The 15,744-nt window shown below is 32.9% G+C and carries 18 protein-coding genes and 2 tRNA genes; 11 read left to right on the top strand and 9 right to left on the bottom strand.

Features of this window, described 5'->3' with window-relative positions:
* Positions 1–452: 452 nt before the first annotated feature.
* On the top strand, positions 453–1,583 hold the full coding sequence (locus K6343_02145; GenBank protein ID MEF3244773.1) for an aldo/keto reductase: 1,131 nt from the start codon (positions 453–455) through the stop codon (positions 1,581–1,583).
* Positions 1,576–2,028 carry a DUF1893 domain-containing protein gene (locus tag K6343_02150; GenBank protein MEF3244774.1) on the top strand — a complete coding sequence of 151 codons (453 nt, stop codon included), beginning with the start codon at positions 1,576–1,578 and terminating at the stop codon, positions 2,026–2,028. Before K6343_02145 ends, K6343_02150 begins: the two co-directional genes overlap by 8 nt.
* Before the next feature lie 6 nt (positions 2,029–2,034).
* On the opposite strand, the gene K6343_02155 is transcribed toward K6343_02150, so the two are convergent.
* Positions 2,035–2,985: a SufD family Fe-S cluster assembly protein gene (locus tag K6343_02155; protein MEF3244775.1), complete on the bottom strand. Its 951-nt coding sequence runs from the start codon at positions 2,983–2,985 to the stop codon at positions 2,035–2,037.
* The gene (locus tag K6343_02160) at positions 2,978–3,718 is read right to left on the bottom strand and encodes an ABC transporter ATP-binding protein (GenBank protein MEF3244776.1); all 741 of its coding nucleotides are present in this window, start codon (positions 3,716–3,718) and stop codon (positions 2,978–2,980) included. The genes K6343_02155 and K6343_02160 overlap by 8 nt, the downstream gene beginning before the upstream one ends.
* A gap of 111 nt (positions 3,719–3,829) precedes the next feature.
* Here K6343_02160 and K6343_02165 point away from each other — a divergent pair, with 111 nt between their 5' ends.
* Positions 3,830–4,507: a TIGR03936 family radical SAM-associated protein gene (locus K6343_02165; GenBank protein ID MEF3244777.1), complete on the top strand. Its 678-nt coding sequence runs from the start codon at positions 3,830–3,832 to the stop codon at positions 4,505–4,507.
* Between the two features lie 521 nt (positions 4,508–5,028).
* Entirely contained in the window at positions 5,029–5,901 is an 873-nt protein-coding gene (locus K6343_02170; protein MEF3244778.1) for an MBL fold metallo-hydrolase, read from the top strand.
* Between the two features lie 44 nt (positions 5,902–5,945).
* Here the strand turns inward: K6343_02170 and K6343_02175 are convergent, their stop codons facing one another.
* From K6343_02175 to K6343_02195, 5 genes are read right to left on the bottom strand one after another with little or no spacing between them, the layout of a single operon-like run.
* On the bottom strand, positions 5,946–6,368 hold the full coding sequence (locus K6343_02175; GenBank protein ID MEF3244779.1) for an OsmC family protein: 423 nt from the start codon (positions 6,366–6,368) through the stop codon (positions 5,946–5,948).
* 11 nt (positions 6,369–6,379) lie between these two features.
* On the bottom strand, positions 6,380–7,858 hold the full coding sequence (locus K6343_02180) for a pyridoxal-phosphate dependent enzyme (protein MEF3244780.1): 1,479 nt from the start codon (positions 7,856–7,858) through the stop codon (positions 6,380–6,382).
* Entirely contained in the window at positions 7,845–8,687 is an 843-nt protein-coding gene (locus tag K6343_02185) for a histidinol-phosphatase HisJ family protein (protein MEF3244781.1), read from the bottom strand. Before K6343_02185 ends, K6343_02180 begins: the two co-directional genes overlap by 14 nt.
* Before the next feature lie 16 nt (positions 8,688–8,703).
* Complete coding sequence (locus K6343_02190; GenBank protein MEF3244782.1) at positions 8,704–8,973, bottom strand: hypothetical protein; 270 nt, start codon at positions 8,971–8,973, stop codon at positions 8,704–8,706.
* Positions 8,960–9,229, bottom strand: a complete 270-nt coding sequence (locus K6343_02195; GenBank protein MEF3244783.1) for a hypothetical protein — start codon at positions 9,227–9,229, stop codon at positions 8,960–8,962. The genes K6343_02190 and K6343_02195 overlap by 14 nt, the downstream gene beginning before the upstream one ends.
* A 97-nt stretch (positions 9,230–9,326) precedes the next feature.
* Here K6343_02195 and pepV point away from each other — a divergent pair, with 97 nt between their 5' ends.
* The 7 genes from pepV (at position 9,327) to ispE (ending at position 13,862) form a co-directional block, all read left to right on the top strand.
* On the top strand, positions 9,327–10,655 hold the full coding sequence (pepV, locus tag K6343_02200) for a dipeptidase PepV (protein MEF3244784.1): 1,329 nt from the start codon (positions 9,327–9,329) through the stop codon (positions 10,653–10,655).
* The gene (locus tag K6343_02205) at positions 10,639–11,487 is read left to right on the top strand and encodes a hypothetical protein (GenBank protein MEF3244785.1); all 849 of its coding nucleotides are present in this window, start codon (positions 10,639–10,641) and stop codon (positions 11,485–11,487) included. The genes pepV and K6343_02205 overlap by 17 nt, the downstream gene beginning before the upstream one ends.
* A gap of 217 nt (positions 11,488–11,704) precedes the next feature.
* Positions 11,705–12,103 carry a DUF948 domain-containing protein gene (locus tag K6343_02210; protein MEF3244786.1) on the top strand — a complete coding sequence of 133 codons (399 nt, stop codon included), beginning with the start codon at positions 11,705–11,707 and terminating at the stop codon, positions 12,101–12,103.
* The gene (locus K6343_02215; protein MEF3244787.1) at positions 12,090–12,365 is read left to right on the top strand and encodes a YtxH domain-containing protein; all 276 of its coding nucleotides are present in this window, start codon (positions 12,090–12,092) and stop codon (positions 12,363–12,365) included. Before K6343_02210 ends, K6343_02215 begins: the two co-directional genes overlap by 14 nt.
* Positions 12,366–12,500: 135 nt before the next feature.
* A tRNA-Gln gene (locus tag K6343_02220) sits at positions 12,501–12,574 on the top strand.
* Between the two features lie 4 nt (positions 12,575–12,578).
* Positions 12,579–12,653, top strand: a tRNA-Glu gene (locus tag K6343_02225).
* 363 nt (positions 12,654–13,016) lie between these two features.
* Positions 13,017–13,862, top strand: a complete 846-nt coding sequence (gene ispE, locus K6343_02230; protein MEF3244788.1) for a 4-(cytidine 5'-diphospho)-2-C-methyl-D-erythritol kinase — start codon at positions 13,017–13,019, stop codon at positions 13,860–13,862.
* 1 nt (position 13,863) lies between these two features.
* Here the strand turns inward: ispE and K6343_02235 are convergent, their stop codons facing one another.
* Complete coding sequence (locus K6343_02235) at positions 13,864–15,210, bottom strand: deoxyribodipyrimidine photo-lyase (protein ID MEF3244789.1); 1,347 nt, start codon at positions 15,208–15,210, stop codon at positions 13,864–13,866.
* A 30-nt stretch (positions 15,211–15,240) separates the two neighbouring features.
* A complete protein-coding gene (locus tag K6343_02240; GenBank protein MEF3244790.1) occupies positions 15,241–15,444 on the bottom strand; it encodes a hypothetical protein in 204 nt (67 codons plus the stop codon).
* Positions 15,445–15,744: the final 300 nt, after the last annotated feature.

Genomic DNA, 15,744 nt, shown 5'->3' on the forward strand with positions numbered 1-15,744 from the left:
CTCCTTCAAGTTGATGGGGTAAAAAACACCCCCTCAAGGCTTCTTTCTGGTCATCCTGAGCGGTAGCGAAGGATCTTTAATTTGAGGGGGTCTTTTGTACCCCCTCAAGGATTCCTTCTCTCTGTCATCCTGAGCTACTTTTTTCTTGTCATCCTGAACCACTTTTTCTTTGTCATCCTGAGCGATAGCGAAGGATCTCATTCTTTGGGGGAGTATCGAGGAGGCTATTCCACTCCCTTGAATGTAAAACGATGGGATTCTTCGTCTGCAAAAATGCAACTAGTCAGAATGACACCAAAAGATACCCTTGCTCAAGGCTCCCCATCAAGCTTTATTTGTGGTATAATGAAATGCCTATTAGGAGCTTCTTTTTTAAAAACACTGCATAGAAACCTTGATTTTGAGGAACCCATAACCAATAGGTTAATAACAAAACTTAAAAGAGGTGTTTCATGGATTTAAGAAAATTTGGCAAAACTGATGAGTACCTTTTTCCACTTGGTTTTGGGACGATGCGATTGCCTACTCTAAATAACGATAATAGTTTAATAAACGAACCCGAAGCAATCAAAATGATTCGTTATGCAATTGATAACGGCTTGAACTATGTTGATACAGCCTTCCCGTACCATGGAGGAAATTCAGAAATTCTTGTTGGAAAAGCACTTAAAGACGGCTATAGAAAAAAGACAAACATTGCAACAAAACTTCCAACTTGGCTTATCTATAACAAAAAAGACTTAGATAAGTACTTCTTTGAGCAGTTAAAAAAACTTCAAACAGATTACGTTGATTTTTACCTATTACATACCCTTGACAAAGACCTGTTCGAAAAAATGAAGAATGTTGATGCATTTACATGGGCTGAAAAGAAAATTAAAGAGGGCTTAATAAGGTATTTTGGTTTTTCTTTTCATGATGAATTTCCTGTTTTTAAAGAAATTGTTGATTACTACCCCAATTTTAACTTTGCACAAATACAGCTAAATTATCTTGATACTGAATATCAAGCAGGTTTAAAAGGCCTTAAATATGCTAACGAAAAAGGACTTGCTGTAGTAATTATGGAACCTCTAAGAGGTGGTGAACTAACAAATCTTCCAAAAGAAGTTGTTGAAATATTTTCCAATGTAAACAAAAATAAATCAATTGTAGAATGGGCGTTTGATTATCTTTGGAATATGAAAGAAGTTTCGGTTGTTTTAAGCGGAATGAGCACCTTTAAACAGGTAGAAGAAAACTTAGGATTTGCAAGGCGTTCTTACATAGGCATGCTTACTCAAGAAGAAAAAGAAGTTTATAAAAGAGCAAGGGATTTAATACTTCATTTAAGGCCAGTTGGTTGTACTGGTTGTGGGTATTGTTATCCGTGTTCGGTTGATATCGATATCCCAGGAGTTTTTGATATTTACAATAAGGGTTATCTATTTTCAAACATCAGTTTAGCAAAGAAGAGATACTCCTCTCTTAAAGTAAATGCAGATGCCTGTATTGAATGTAAAATCTGTGAAAGCAAATGCCCACAAAACCTTCCAATTAGCCAACTTATGAAAAAAATTCACATGGAGTTGTCAAATGAATGAAAACATACTCGATATAGAAAACAAAATTAAAGAAGCACTTAGCGAAGGGTTTACTTTTGTTGTTTTTGACGGCGTAAAGGTAGTTCATTTAGATAAAAGAGACGGTATTTTACCTGTTTTTGAATTTGTAAAGAACCATATAGATGATCTATCAACTGTTTTTAATTTTTCCTACGGGGATAAGATCGTTGGTAAAGCCGCAGCCTTTCTTTTTGTCCTACTTAAGCCTCGTTTTGTGTATGCAAAGACTCTAGGTGAAAATGCCATTGCTGTATTAAAAAATAACAATTTAGAATTTTATTATGGAGAAACTACCCCAATTATCAAAAGTCGTGATGGTAAAGATAGATGTCCATTTGAAAAGGCAGTAGAAGATACTAATTCTCCAACGGAGGCACTTAAAAAGATAGAGCAAACGTTACTAAACCTAAAAATTTTAAAATAAAAGATTTTACTGCAATAACCCTTTTATTATAAGTTCTGTTGCCTCTTCTTCTGTTAAGCCCTTTGCCATAAGGGTCTCAAGCTGTCTTTTGTTTATTCTTCCAATTGAGGCTTCATGTGTGAGTTCCGAAAGATCGTTAACAACCTTTAAAATTGGCTCAGTTTTTACATCTACCTTATCGCCTTTTGTAATTTCGTTACATTCAACATGTCCCATTGAATAAGGAGCATTCCCATAAGCAACATTTACGATGTTTGCCTTTGTTTCATCAAGTGCAACAACTGTTGACTTTGCAATGCCCCTTGAATATGTGCCATTTAAATTTAGTGTTTCTTTAATGTCAATAATATCATTTTTGCTCCCTTTTATTTTTGATAGAAGTTCGCCTGCTGCTCTTTCTTGAAGGTCAAGGTTCATCCCTACGTAAATTTTGCCAACGCGTGTCTTTGTGAGAGTAAAAGAATTTTTATATATGCCGCCTTTTTCAATTTTTGCATTTGTAATGGTAGTAAGGTTAATCGTTCCAAGATCTGAGTGAAAGTGCTCATCTAAATACTCCATTATTGCACCCTCTTCAACTACAACATTTGAAATTGCATTGTGGGTAAAGTTTTCTACCTGTGGAAAAACACAGTGTGCTGTAAATTTCACTTTTGCATTTTTCCTTACTCTGATATTAAAAACAATGTTTTGCAAACCATTTTTCTCAAGATAACCCGTGCAAACATGTATTGGTATGGGTAAGATAACGCCCTCCTCTATTTCCATATCAACTTCAACACCGTTTTCAAGTGTTTTTGGAGTAAGATTTACTCCCTTTACGTTGTTTAAACCCACAACCCTGTTTCCGCTAATTATTATGGATGCAACTTTTTTATCAAAATATTTAGAGGCATCGTAACCATTTTTTTCAAGTGCTTCGACTAATTGCTCGTATTCTTCTTTTACGTTATACATTTCTCATCGCCTCACTTTTATCCGGTATATTCGGATGTTCACAAACTTCACATTCTTTCTCAAAAGATGCTATAACCGTTTTTGCATCACCTCTATTTAATATGATGCCGCTACAAATTTGATAAGCATAGTCAGTATTTTTTGCTATTTCTTCTCTATGGGTTATGATTATTGGAGTGCCGTTGTAACTTTTGATGTATTCAAGAACGTTATTTATTATCTCCAAACTCATAAGGTCGATTCCCGAATCTGGTTCATCTAAAATTACGTATTTTGGTTTTAACAAGATAATTGAAGCAAGTTCAACTCTTTTTCTTTCACCGCCACTTAAACTACCATTTACTTTTCTTGTAAGGTATAGCTTCGGGTTTATTCCGGTAATTGCAAGTGCATTTTCTATTTCTTTCCTATCTACCTTTATTTTACCTCCAAGAGTTAAATAACTTGCAACACTTATTCCTTCAAAGCGTGGAGGCTCCTGAAACGTAAGGGTTATGCCTCTTTTTGCTCTTTCGTATGCGGATAAATCTGTTATATCAACTCCATCAAGGATAATTTTTCCAGAGGTAGGTTTGTAATCCTCAAGCCCCATGATAACATAGGCAAGAGTGCTTTTACCTGCACCATTAACACCAAGCACAGCATACTTTAAGCCCTCTTTAAACTCCATTGAAACATCTTTTAATATTGTTTTTTCTTCTGCAACGTAGCTTATGTTTTCTAATTGAAGCATTTTATCTCACCTACGTAAATTATAACAAAAAAAGTTATAATTTACAAATGCAGGTTCTTCACGATTTTTTGATGGATACGAAATATTCTATTAAATACGTATAATATACTCATGCGCGTAAGAGTTAATTTTTTAAGGCCGTATTCAATATTTTATTTAGGGCACCTTGATATGAAAACCCTTATAGAGCGGGGTTTAAGAAGAAGTGGCCTCCCTGTAAAGTTTACAGAAGGTTTTAACAAAAGGGTTAAACTTGAACTTGGTTTTCCTCTAAGTGTAGGAATGGTTGGAGAAGACGAATATTTTGATTTCTTCCTTGATGAGCCCGTTGATGCTTCAGACATTTTTAATGCAATTAGAACTGCTTTTGATAGTATTTTAGAAATTAAGAGAGTAAAACTACTTCCTTATTCTGCAAAAGCGATAACTTCATTTGAAGCGATTTTTACGTATACTATTTTTGGTCATTTTGAAGGAAATTCTTCTTGTGAAGAACTAAGTAAAGCAATACAAAAGATTTTACTTTCAGCAAATCTTTTTATTGAAAGAGACGGAAAGACTAAAGATGTAAGGAAGTTTATAGAAAAAATAACCCTACACAAATGCGAAACGCCAAGTTTTGAACTAATTTCAACTATTTTTTATTTAAAAGATGGTAGTATAAAGATGAGCGAGTTGGAAGGTATTTTTAATAATTATTTACAAATTGAATTTGAATATGAGGTAAGAAAAAGCACACTCATTATAGATGAAGGAAAATTAATCTCTCCCTTTGATGTTTCCTTTTAGAAAATTACCGTTGGGCATTAATTGTTTTGTTAGCCCAAATCTAACTTTCTTCCATTAACAATCTTAGTTTTCCTTACACATAAAAGATGTTATATAACCTCATCAAAAGAATTTATTACAAGTTTAGTTTACTTTGTAATTTGAAGTTTACTTAGGAGTGTATCTTTTTGTGTCATTCTAATGAGGCGAATTTTTGCCGACGAAGAATCCTTTCGTTTGCCTTTATGGTGTTACTCTGTAATATTCTCCTTGCGTAAGCAAGTGCTAAGAATCTCATCAAGTTTTTATTCAAGGGAGAATACCTTATTTTTGTCATCTAGGGAGAGGTTCCAGGGGAAGCCGTTTTCCCTTTCGAGTTTACATCAAGATAAGGGAACAAAAACGCGATAAAATCCAAAACGCAAATAGTGGGAAAATTACTCTCAAATAACAACATTGTGTATTTTTCTTTTAATAACATAAAATAGAACAGTTTTATATTGACACTACCAATTTTAAACCAAGCCTGTTATAATGTTTCTATGGAAATAAAACAAATAGATACAAATTTCTTTATAAATGATACAACAAACATCGGAATAGTTGAAACAAGTAAAGGCTTTGCAATTATTGACGCAGGAATTGATAAAGACAAAGGAAAAAAGATTAAAAAAATTATTGAAGAAAAAGGTATTAAACCGACTTATCTAATACTTACCCATCACCATGCAGATCACACAGGAGGCGCACGCTTCTTAAAAGAATACTTTAATTTAAAGGTTATTGCAAGTAAGGTTGAAAAAGTATTTATTGAAAACCCAATACTTGAGCCGATTTACCTTTCTTTGGGTGCAAACCCTAAAAAATCATTCTTATCAAAGTGGATAAAGGCAGAAGAAGTTTCCGTTGATCTTGACGAATCTTCTTTAGAAATCCCTTCGGATATCAACTTACTTGATTTAAGTGGTCATTCCATAGGAATGGTTGGCGTAAAAGTTAAAAATTTTATTTACGCTTCTGACAGCTTCTTCTCAAAAGAAATTCTTGATAAATACATAATTCCCTACTTTCACAATTTTAATAAATTCTTAGAAAAACTCGAACTCTTAAAAAATTTGGATTTTGATTACATTCTCCCATCACACGGAAGCCTACTTACCAAAAAGGAGAGTGTTAATATAATTGACTACAATACAAAAAGATTAAATGAAATAAAAGAAAATGTTTTAAATATCCTAAAAGAGCCAAAAACGATATGTGAAATCCTAAAAAACCTAAATTTACCCATGCACGATGAGGTAGTGTATACCCTAATTGAAAGTTCCATTATTGCTTTACTTCAAAGTCTTGAATCTCAGAACCTTGTTAAAACAGAGGTTAAAGAAAGTACACTATTTTATCAAAAAACAAATTAGCCTCCTTACAAGAAGGAGGCTAACACATTAAACTTTATCTTATACTATTTTATGATTTCGTATGAAGACGTAATTTCGGCTGCTTTTGAAAGCATTGCCTGAGCAGAACAATACTTCGTCTTTGAAAGTTCAATTGCTGTAACAAATTTATCTTCAGGTACATCTCCATAGACGATATATTTAATGTGAATTTTTGTATAAACCTTTGGGTGTTGTTCGGCTCTTTCTGCTTCTATCTCAATTCTAAAATCTCTGTAATTTACTTTCATTTTATCAAGGATAGAGATGACATCCATCCCAGTGCACCCTGCAAGTCCCATTAAAAAGACTTCCATTGGTCTTGCTGCGGCAAGATGCCCATTAAATTTTTCTTCTCCATCCATTACAATCCAATGGTTTGAATTTGCCCTAGCAATCATTGTTAAGCCGTAGGCTTGCTTTAATTCGACTTTTGTTATATTACCCATCTAAATCCCCCTTATTTATATTTTTTTATTAATCCTACTTTTTCGTTAAAATCTCTTATGTATTCATCCCACTTTTTATAGGATTCAAGTTTTTCAATAAAGTAACCTTCGTTATACCACTGTTCGTTTAACTCTTCAACAGTTTTACCTTGCTGTTCAACCCAAGTAAAGTATTTAAGATTATGCATTCTCTTTTTATCGTAATAGGTCATCTCTATCATCCAGTCCGTTGAGATACCCATGAGATATCTTTCAAAATCTGCTGTTGCGTTTACTTCAGAATAATCTCCGTATTGTTCTCTTAATTCATGAATTCTTGATTGATACAACTCCATTGAATCAGTTGCAACAGTGAAAATAAAGTCATGTTCTGTCGTTTCATAGTATTTTGCCATTTTAATTGCACCTACAATATTTGCAATAGATGATATACCAAACAAATCGAGCTTATCAACAATTTCTTCATCAACAAACCTCTTAAGGAATTCTCTACCTTTAGGTTCATTAAAGAGCCTTAGTATATGCATTGTGAATTCATCGTCAACATCTACAACCATATCAAGATTTTTCACATCGATAACCCAAGGGACATGTTTATCACCGATTCCTTCAATCCTATGACCGCCAAAACCATTGTATAGAAGTGTGGGGCACTGTAAAGCCTCTCCTGCACCAACTTTTATCTTTGGGAACTTGTTTCTTAAGTAATTTGCACTTCCAAGTGTTCCACCAGAGCCTTGAGTAAGAAAGATTGCGGTTAGTTTATCTCCCTCTTTTTTGTTATTTTCAAAAACTTCTTCCATTGCAGGGCCTGTTACAGCATAATGCCACACGGGATTACCAAAATCCTCAAACTGGTTTAGCACAACAACTTCATCTGGGTATTTTGACTTAAGTTCTTTTGTTTTATCAAATACTTCTTTTACGTTGCTTTCAACTCCAGGAGTTGCATAGATCTCTGCACCAATACTTTTCAACCATTCAAATCTTTCTTTTGACATGCCTTCAGGAAGCACTGCAATTGCTTTACAATCAAGTAGGGCGGAGTTAAAAGCACCACCTCTACAATAATTACCAGTTGATGGCCATAATGCCTTCTGTCTTGTTGGGTCAAATTTACCTCTTACAAGTTTTTCAACAAGTGGTCCAAATGTTGCACCAACTTTATGAGAACCCGTTGGGAAAAACTTTCCAATGAGAATAAAAATCCTTGCTTTTACTCCTGTTAACTCTTTTGGAAGTTCAACATAGTTTACACCGTTAAAGCCACCGCCAAATTTGGTAGGTTCATTTTTCCAAGTAATTCTGAATAGATTTCGAGGGTGAACATCCCACAAACCAATTTCTTTAAGTTCGTCTTTAATGCCCTGAGGGATTTTCTCTGGGTTTCTCATCTCTTCGTAAGTAGGAATAATAATATTTTTTTCTCTTGCCCTTTCAATAGTCCTCTCAAGAACACTTTCATCTACAACAAACTCATCCATAAGCATCCTCCCTAAATAATTCACTTATTTTCGAAACTCGGACTTTCTTTCTCATATTATATGAAACAACCTCAAAATCAAAAATACTCTTTAATATATTGACGCCATTGTCAAGAAACATATTAAAATGCTTTACGGAATGTGCATCAGAGCCAAGGACAATTTCTTTTCCACCAAGTGCTGCGTATAACTCAATAATCTCTCTTGATGGATACGGTTCAAAAAAACCTTGTCTAAAAGAGGAAGTGTTAATTTCAATAACCATTTCTTTATCTATAACTTTCTTTAAGATTTCTTTTATAATCGGTTCATATTTATCAATTTTAAATTCACCGTAAAAATCTTTTCCGTATCTTTTAATAACGTCAAAATGCCCAACAACATCAAAAGAGCCAACCTCAACAATCTTCAAAAGTTCTTCAAAGTAAATCATATAGGCAGTGTATTCATCCTTACCTTTAAAATAATCTACTCCATGTGGTCCAGAAACGGTATACCCCATGAGCCTATGCACTGAACCAATTATGTAATCATAAGGTTTATCTTGCATTTCTTCTTCAATAACGGTATTAAGAAAACTCTGATAAGTTATCTCGCTTCCGAAGAGAATTTCTAATTTTGATCCATACACATCTTTTAACCTGCAATAATTTTCATATGCTAATTCAAAATTAAAATATCTGTAATCTTTATCGGCTGGGTCTAAATCGATATGGTCAGAAAAGCCTAAGAATTTTAAGCCTCTTTCTAAAGCTAAATTAACATAATTAATAGGCTCTTCTTTAGAGTCTTTAGAGTATTTTGTATGCACATGCAAGTCTTCAATAATTTTCATAATTTAGTTCTATATTTTACACATTTCCGCTATTATTAAAAAATTTTTCGTTAATTTCACCTACTTTTTTCTCTCCAAAGTGTTCTAAAATAAGGCTTCTAAGCTTTATAAAAAGACGATCTTTCCTACTTATAAAAGTTGTTCTTGGAATGCCTAAAATTCGAGAGCAAACCAAAGGGTTTAGGCTTCTGTATCTTAAAACCCAAAAGACATCTTTTTCTTTTTTATTTAGAAATGGTTCGACTGCATCAAAAATTCCTTTTATTTCTTCTTCAACTTTCTCCATCTATCTCCTCCAGCGATACTTCATGAGTCCGTATAAATAACTCTCTTTTTACTGTTTCGTAAATCTTTCTGTTAATGATTTTCTTTAAAACGATTTTTAGTTCACCTTCTCTTAGGTGTCTGTAATTACCAAAAGATAAAAGCAAAGCAAGCATACCATCTTGGTAAAGATCTTCACTTTGAAGTTTAAACCTTTTACTATAGTAAAGTGAAAGTTTCTTAACAATTGGCTCTAACTCATCTATTATTTCATCCATCTATGCCTCCTAATTAACTATAGTTTATATATTATACTATAGTTAATTCGTCGAAAATTTTCAAAAAACTGGTAAAATGCTTTAGGAGGTTGATAGTATGGAAAAATTTATTGAAGAAAACTTTGAACTGCTTGTAAAAATTACCCAAGAAATTATTCAAATACCGAGCGTAGAGGGTAAAAGTGAGTTAGATGCACCCTTTGGAAGAGAAGTAAAGAAAGCATTAGATTATGCTCTTAACAAATCTGAAGAGTTAGGTTTTAAGGTACAAAACTTTGACAACATGGTAGGTTATGCAGAATTTGGTGAAGGTAATGAAGTGATAAGTGTGCTTGGGCATCTAGATGTTGTCCCTGAAGGAAACGGCTGGATTTACCCTCCTTTTAGCGGAGAAATTCACGATGGAAAAATCTATGGAAGAGGCGCAATTGATGATAAAGGACCAACAATGGCAAGTTTATTTGCTCTGTATGCAATAAAAGAGACTAAACAACCCATCTCAAAAAGAGTAAGAATTGTCTTTGGCACAAACGAGGAGACTGGTTGGAAATGCATGGAGCATCTTAAGAAAGTCTCAAAAGATCCTCTTATAGGTTTTGCTCCGGATGCAGAATTTCCGCTCATAAATAGAGAAAAAGGTATTTTAAATGTAACTTTAAGAAAAGATTTTGAAAATAAGAACAACAACGTATACATAATAGGTGGCTTCCGACCAAATATGGTGCCAGACTATGCAGAAGCAGTATTTAACGGAGATGTACAAAAAATAAAGATACAAGACGGCATTGATTTTGTTGGAAACAAAGTTATTGCACATGGTAAATCGGCACACGGTTCACTTCCAGAGCAGGGAGTAAATGCAATTGTGAAATTATCCGAGGCTATTGTAGATAGTGTAGAAGGAAAAGAAGTTAAAGACGTTATCAATTTCATCTTGGATAAAGTGTCTTACAGTGTGTATGGTGAAAAAATGGGGATTGATTTTTCTGATGAATTATCTGGAAAGCTTACGATGAACCTTGGCGTAATTGAAATAAGTGAAAGTTATGCAACTTTAACCTTCAATATAAGATACCCCATTACTGATAAAAAAGAGCGTATTATAGAAGGCTTTGAAAAAGCAGCTGCACTATACGGCTTAAAAGTGCACGAATTTCGCAATCAAAATCCACTTTATGTAAAAGAAGATACTCCACTTGTGCAAACACTTCTAAAAGTCTACGAGGAAACAACAGGTAGAAAACCTTACACCCTTGCAATAGGCGGAGGCACCTATGCAAGAGCAATGGATTTGGGAGTTGCCTTTGGTCCCACGTTTGAAGAAATGGAAAAGGTAGAGCACATGGCAAACGAGTATATTGAATTAGAACATCTTAAGAAAGTTGCCAAAATATACGCCAAAGCAATTTATGAACTTGCAAAATAATTTTATCCTTGAAGTTGAAAACTTTTCTCTTGACAAAACGCTCAACTGTGGGCAGACTTTTAGATTTTTTAAAAATGAGGAATATTACATATATCCGTATAAAGATAGTGTTCTAAAACTAAAAGAGAAAAATAGAAACATCCTTGAAGTAGAAGTTTATGGAGAATATCTATCTAAAGATGAAGTTAAAGAAATTTTTGGGCTTAACCACGATGTTAAAAAGATAAATGAAAAAATCCTTAACATTGCACCAAATTTAGAAGAGCCAGTTTCTTTTTCAAATGGAATTAGAATAATGAAAATGCAACCGTATGAAGCAACCATATCTTTTATATTTTCTATTCAATCGCAGATTCCTGTAATACAAAAAAGATTAAACAAACTATCAACAATTGTAGGTAGAAAAATTACAATTGATGGCATTGATTATTATCTTTTCCCAAAGTTTGAAGATCTAATTACATTAACTTATGAGCATATCAAAAGCCTTAATCTTGGTTTTAGAGAAAAGTTCTTCCTTAATCTTATTAAAAACTACAAAAGCACGGATTTTGAAGTATTAAAAGATAAAACTTACGAAGAAAAAAAGAAGTTTTTGATGTCTATTTTGGGCGTAGGAGAAAAAGTTTCTGAGTGTATCCTTCTTTTTGGATACGGTGAATTGAGCGCATTCCCTGTAGATACATGGATTATAAAAGGTTTAAAGAAATTTTTTAACGTTGAGGGTTCAACAAAAAAACTTACCGAATTTGGGCATAAAAAATTTGACAGTGTTTCAGGTTATGCGCAGCAGTATATCTATTATTTTATGAGGAATTTTTGGGACAGTTGAAAATATTCTGTATTGTAGTAAAATATAATTGGAACTCTACAAGGTGCGTGTTAAACTTAGCGGATTGGGGCCAACACAAGAAACTTGGGAGTGGATGCATTGCAAGGTTGAAGTCTTCGGACTTCCCAAAAAAATGCTTAAACTCCCACCTGTCCTTCGGGACTCCAGAATCTGCTAAGTCACGGCCTTTGTGGGGTTCCTTACGTAAGGAGGCAAAATGGCTCTTACAATTGCAGTTTGGATAATCGCAATAAGTTTATTAGTATCCATATTTGCTATCATTGTATTTTTATTTAACATGCAAAGGGATTTAACAAAAACTTTAACTCAAGTTGATATTACGCTAAAAGAGTTACAAAAAAATGTAAATGTGCTTTCAGAGGAGTTTCAAAAGACGTTAAAGAACACAACCGACATAACATCTGAAACAAAAAACCTTGTAAAAAATATAAACTTATTTACAAGTTTTAATGCACTTTTGCAACCATTTTTTACTAAAACTGAACAAAACGCAATACTTTTAAGATTAATTAATATCGCAAAAATTGGTTTTGGTATTTTTCAAGGATATAACTTTTATAAAAAATTCATAGGAGGTAAAAATGAGCGAGAATAGAGTTGAGTCATTTTTAGGAGGCTTTTTAGTTGGTGCCCTTATAGGTTTTGCACTCGGTATATTGTATGCACCACAACCAGGAGAAGAAACGAGGAAAGTCATAAAAGAAAAAGGAATTGAAATTACAGAGAAGGTAAAAGAGAAAGGAAAGGAACTTCAGAAAGAATTAGAGAGCAAAACTGAAGAATTAAAAGAAAAAGGAAAAGAGATTTTTAAAAAGAAGAGTATTGAAATTCCTGAAGAACCAAAAGAGCAGGTTTAAAAAACTAATAAGTTGATATCAGGAAATTTTCTTATAATTAGTGCAAGTTTGTATTTAAAGTTGAAGTTGTAGTAATTTAAGCTTTTTAAGAGAAGCCTTGAAAAATTTTCATAAAACTATATAATTTCGTTGGACTGGGAAGTCGTCTAATGGTAGGACAGGGGACTCTGGATCCTCTAATGATGGTTCGAGTCCATCCTTCCCAGCCAAGGTGGCGTAGTAGAACAACGGTTAGTTCGGGGGGCTCTCAATCCCCAGACCAGGGTTCAACTCCCTGCTACGCTACCATTTTTTAATTAATGAGATAAGAGGTAGATTCTAATAAAAGTTCCTTAAAATCATAATTTGCTATTTCAAACTTCTTTTTTAACAGTTCAACATTAATTCAATTGTTCGAAGCTTTCTTAGTCTAATATTTCTTAGTTATCACAGGCGAAAAAAAGAATCTCTTATTAAATTGAAGTGAAAATTCACTTGATACATTTTTCTTATGTTTTTCTAAACTCTAAACTTGAAGTTGTTCCTTCTACCCCCTCACCTAAGAGCTGAGCATTCAGTATAAAAAGATACTTATCTAAGAATAATGTAATAATTCCCTCATAGTAAAACAGTGCAATTTGAAAAAGATAAACACTTTTGTATAATTAATTCATGAAAATAAAGGCGTATGGAAAACTTAACTTAACGCTTGAAATTAAAGGTGAAGAAAACGAATTTCACACAATCGAATCTATAGCGCAAAAAATAAGTCTATACGACGAAATTGAAATAAAACTTACAAAAGGTAATGTTGATGTTGTATTTTTCTCAAAATCAATTAGAAACAAGGTTTCAACAATTGATAAGGCTATAGAACTATTTAGAAATAAAACAGGAATTAAAGACCACTTTGTTGTTAATGTTCACAAAAATATTCCCATGGGAAGTGGTTTGGGAGGAGGAAGTTCAGATGCTGCGTATACACTTCTTACCTTAAATCAAATGTTTAATAATCCGTTAACATTCGATGAACTTCTTGGTATTTCTAAAGATGTTGGAAAAGACGTTCCTCTATTCTTATATGGAAGCACCGTTTATATGTCTCACTATGGTGAGGTTGTTGAGGAAATTACCAGTTTAAATGAAATGTATTTTATATTGGTGCATCCCCTTTTTCATCACAAAACAAAAGTTATTTATGATATGTTTAGGAAGTTTGGAAAATTTTCCGACGGCAACAAAACCAAAGCATTAAAAGAAGCAATTGAAAAGAAAAACTACACAGCCAAAGAGATCCAAAACTATTTTTATAATGATTTTGAAATTATGTTGATGGAGACTTCTCCAAAATTTGCAAATTATATAAAAAATCTTTCATCTTTATGTGATTTAAAATTCTATTTAACTGGTTCTGGTTCAACTCTATTTACACCTTTCAACTCTGAAAAAGATATTCTAAAAACAAAAACTCTTTTGGAAAAACTAAAGATAAACTTTAGTATTGCAAAAACTATATAGTTTAAAGTTTTTTTATTCTTTCTATGTATTTTTCAACATCAAACTTTTTTCTTATTGTTGTAGCACTCATATATCTTACTTTACCAAAAATTGGACGTTCTTTGAAAGGTCTATCGTGTTTGCCGAAACACCAAGCGATACCAGCATATGTGTTTGGATCTCTTCCATCAAGTGCATATTTATTATTTAATTCCTCAAGATATTTAAAAGCAAATTCATTTGATTCACTCCATTCAATGACCTTCTTTCCCCAATACATTCTTAGATAGGAGTGAATTTTGCCTGTTTTTACAAGTTCCATCTGCGCTGCATTCCATAATTCGTCGTGTGTTTTAGCATTTTCAAAATCAAATAGAGAATATCTGTAGGGCTTTTCATCGTATTGATGGTCTTTTAACGTTTTGTAAGCCCAAGGTTGCAAACTTTCAAGCCTATTATAAAAATGGTTATAGTATACAAAATTAACTGCAAGCTCTCTTCTTATGATTAACTCTTCAAGAAAAGCTTTTTTATTATCTTCGGTTGCACTGCTTGATAACACTTCAAGTGCAATTTCAATAGGTGATATTTGGCCAAAATGTAAATACGGACTAAGATTTGAAGTATATTCGTCGGTAAAATCGTTTCTCTTATCTTTATAGAAAGGTAGTTTATCATTAATAAATTCTTTTAATAGTTCTTTTGCTTTCTTATATCCGCCAACAAATTTGGAAGAAGGAGCGACTATTTCTTTGAAACATAATATTCTCAATGCTTTTTCTGTATCTCTTACATCAAATGAGGATCTCAATACGTTGCATTTTGGCACATGTATTTCTTCCATATGGGCTTCTTTTAAAAACTCAGGGAGGTGCTTTTCAATTTTTTTTCTTATTGTAAAGGCACCATATTCCTCTTTGTTTGAAGTAATTTCCACAGGCACAACAACATTGTCTTCTACAGCCACTACAGGAACTTTGACATTTTTTATGATGTTTTTTCTTAAATCAAGTAAAAATTTAGTATATCCAACGTCAACAAAAAGTATTGAAGCATCCTGGGAATATTGTATAACTGTTTGTGCAATATCCCCTCTAATAACTATAAATCTAATATTTAATTTCTCTAGTTCTTCATAGGTATCTTTCAAACCTTCAAGTAGAAATTTGAAATTTCTTCTATTTGAGAATGGACAATCCTCATTAAGCACAAAAATTACAAGAAGTGGTTTTTTAATTTCATTTGCTTTTTTAATAGCTTCATATAGAGCAAGGTTATAGGAAACCCGTTTAGAAGTTTGCATCCAATATAAAACATAATTTCCCCTTGTATTAAGGGTTTTATCGTTAAGGATTTTTATTCTTTCCATTTTAATTTGAGGGGCTATGCCCCTCAAAAACTATTTTTCTGTTTTTTTCTTTGAGGAAGTTTTTTCTGTCTTTTTTGCAGGTTTTTCTGCCTTTGTCTTTGCAGGTTTTTCTGCCTTTGTTTTTGCAGATTTTGTCTCCTTCACCTCAGTTTTTTTAGGTTCTTCTTTCACGACTTTTTTAGGAGTTGTGTTTTTTTCCTCTACTGCGCTTTCTTTCTTCTTTTTGCAAGCCATTTTTACCTCCTTTATTTTATTATTAATATATTTTTAAAAAAAGCAATAGTTTTCAGAAAAATTTTAGTCAATTTTTTATAATTTATTAAAATTTATTTAAGCGTTTTATTTTCTTCAAGGTTAACACAACATCATTTTTATTATCCTAAGCACGTTTTCGTCTATCACACTAAGAAGCGATAGCGAAAAAGAACATCCTTACTTGAGAGGGTAGAAAAAATATCCCCCTCAACGCTCACCTATCTTACCTTTTCTTAAAAAGTAAAAACCTAAAATATTACGGATAGTAAGTTATTGTAA

The sequence above is a fragment of the Caldisericaceae bacterium genome (assembly GCA_036574215.1).
Classification (GTDB): domain Bacteria; phylum Caldisericota; class Caldisericia; order Caldisericales; family Caldisericaceae; genus Caldisericum.

Excerpts from the sequence above, each read along its gene's own strand:
- K6343_02185 (MEF3244781.1), bottom strand. The coding sequence starts at position 8,687 with ATGAAAATTATTGAAGACTTGCATGTGCATACAAAATACTCTAAAGAC.
- K6343_02190 (MEF3244782.1), bottom strand. The coding sequence starts at position 8,973 with ATGGAGAAAGTTGAAGAAGAAATAAAAGGAATTTTTGATGCAGTCGAA.
- K6343_02240 (MEF3244790.1), bottom strand. The coding sequence starts at position 15,444 with ATGGCTTGCAAAAAGAAGAAAGAAAGCGCAGTAGAGGAAAAAAACACA.
- K6343_02150 (MEF3244774.1), top strand. The coding sequence starts at position 1,576 with ATGAATGAAAACATACTCGATATAGAAAACAAAATTAAAGAAGCACTT.
- K6343_02170 (MEF3244778.1), top strand. The coding sequence starts at position 5,029 with ATGGAAATAAAACAAATAGATACAAATTTCTTTATAAATGATACAACA.
- K6343_02215 (MEF3244787.1), top strand. The coding sequence starts at position 12,090 with ATGAGCGAGAATAGAGTTGAGTCATTTTTAGGAGGCTTTTTAGTTGGT.
- K6343_02145 (MEF3244773.1), top strand. The coding sequence starts at position 453 with ATGGATTTAAGAAAATTTGGCAAAACTGATGAGTACCTTTTTCCACTT.
- K6343_02175 (MEF3244779.1), bottom strand. The coding sequence starts at position 6,368 with ATGGGTAATATAACAAAAGTCGAATTAAAGCAAGCCTACGGCTTAACA.
- K6343_02165 (MEF3244777.1), top strand. The coding sequence starts at position 3,830 with ATGCGCGTAAGAGTTAATTTTTTAAGGCCGTATTCAATATTTTATTTA.
- K6343_02180 (MEF3244780.1), bottom strand. The coding sequence starts at position 7,858 with ATGCTTATGGATGAGTTTGTTGTAGATGAAAGTGTTCTTGAGAGGACT.
- pepV (MEF3244784.1), top strand. The coding sequence starts at position 9,327 with ATGGAAAAATTTATTGAAGAAAACTTTGAACTGCTTGTAAAAATTACC.
- K6343_02195 (MEF3244783.1), bottom strand. The coding sequence starts at position 9,229 with ATGGATGAAATAATAGATGAGTTAGAGCCAATTGTTAAGAAACTTTCA.
- K6343_02235 (MEF3244789.1), bottom strand. The coding sequence starts at position 15,210 with ATGGAAAGAATAAAAATCCTTAACGATAAAACCCTTAATACAAGGGGA.
- K6343_02155 (MEF3244775.1), bottom strand. The coding sequence starts at position 2,985 with ATGTATAACGTAAAAGAAGAATACGAGCAATTAGTCGAAGCACTTGAA.
- ispE (MEF3244788.1), top strand. The coding sequence starts at position 13,017 with ATGAAAATAAAGGCGTATGGAAAACTTAACTTAACGCTTGAAATTAAA.
- K6343_02205 (MEF3244785.1), top strand. The coding sequence starts at position 10,639 with ATGAACTTGCAAAATAATTTTATCCTTGAAGTTGAAAACTTTTCTCTT.
- K6343_02210 (MEF3244786.1), top strand. The coding sequence starts at position 11,705 with ATGGCTCTTACAATTGCAGTTTGGATAATCGCAATAAGTTTATTAGTA.
- K6343_02160 (MEF3244776.1), bottom strand. The coding sequence starts at position 3,718 with ATGCTTCAATTAGAAAACATAAGCTACGTTGCAGAAGAAAAAACAATA.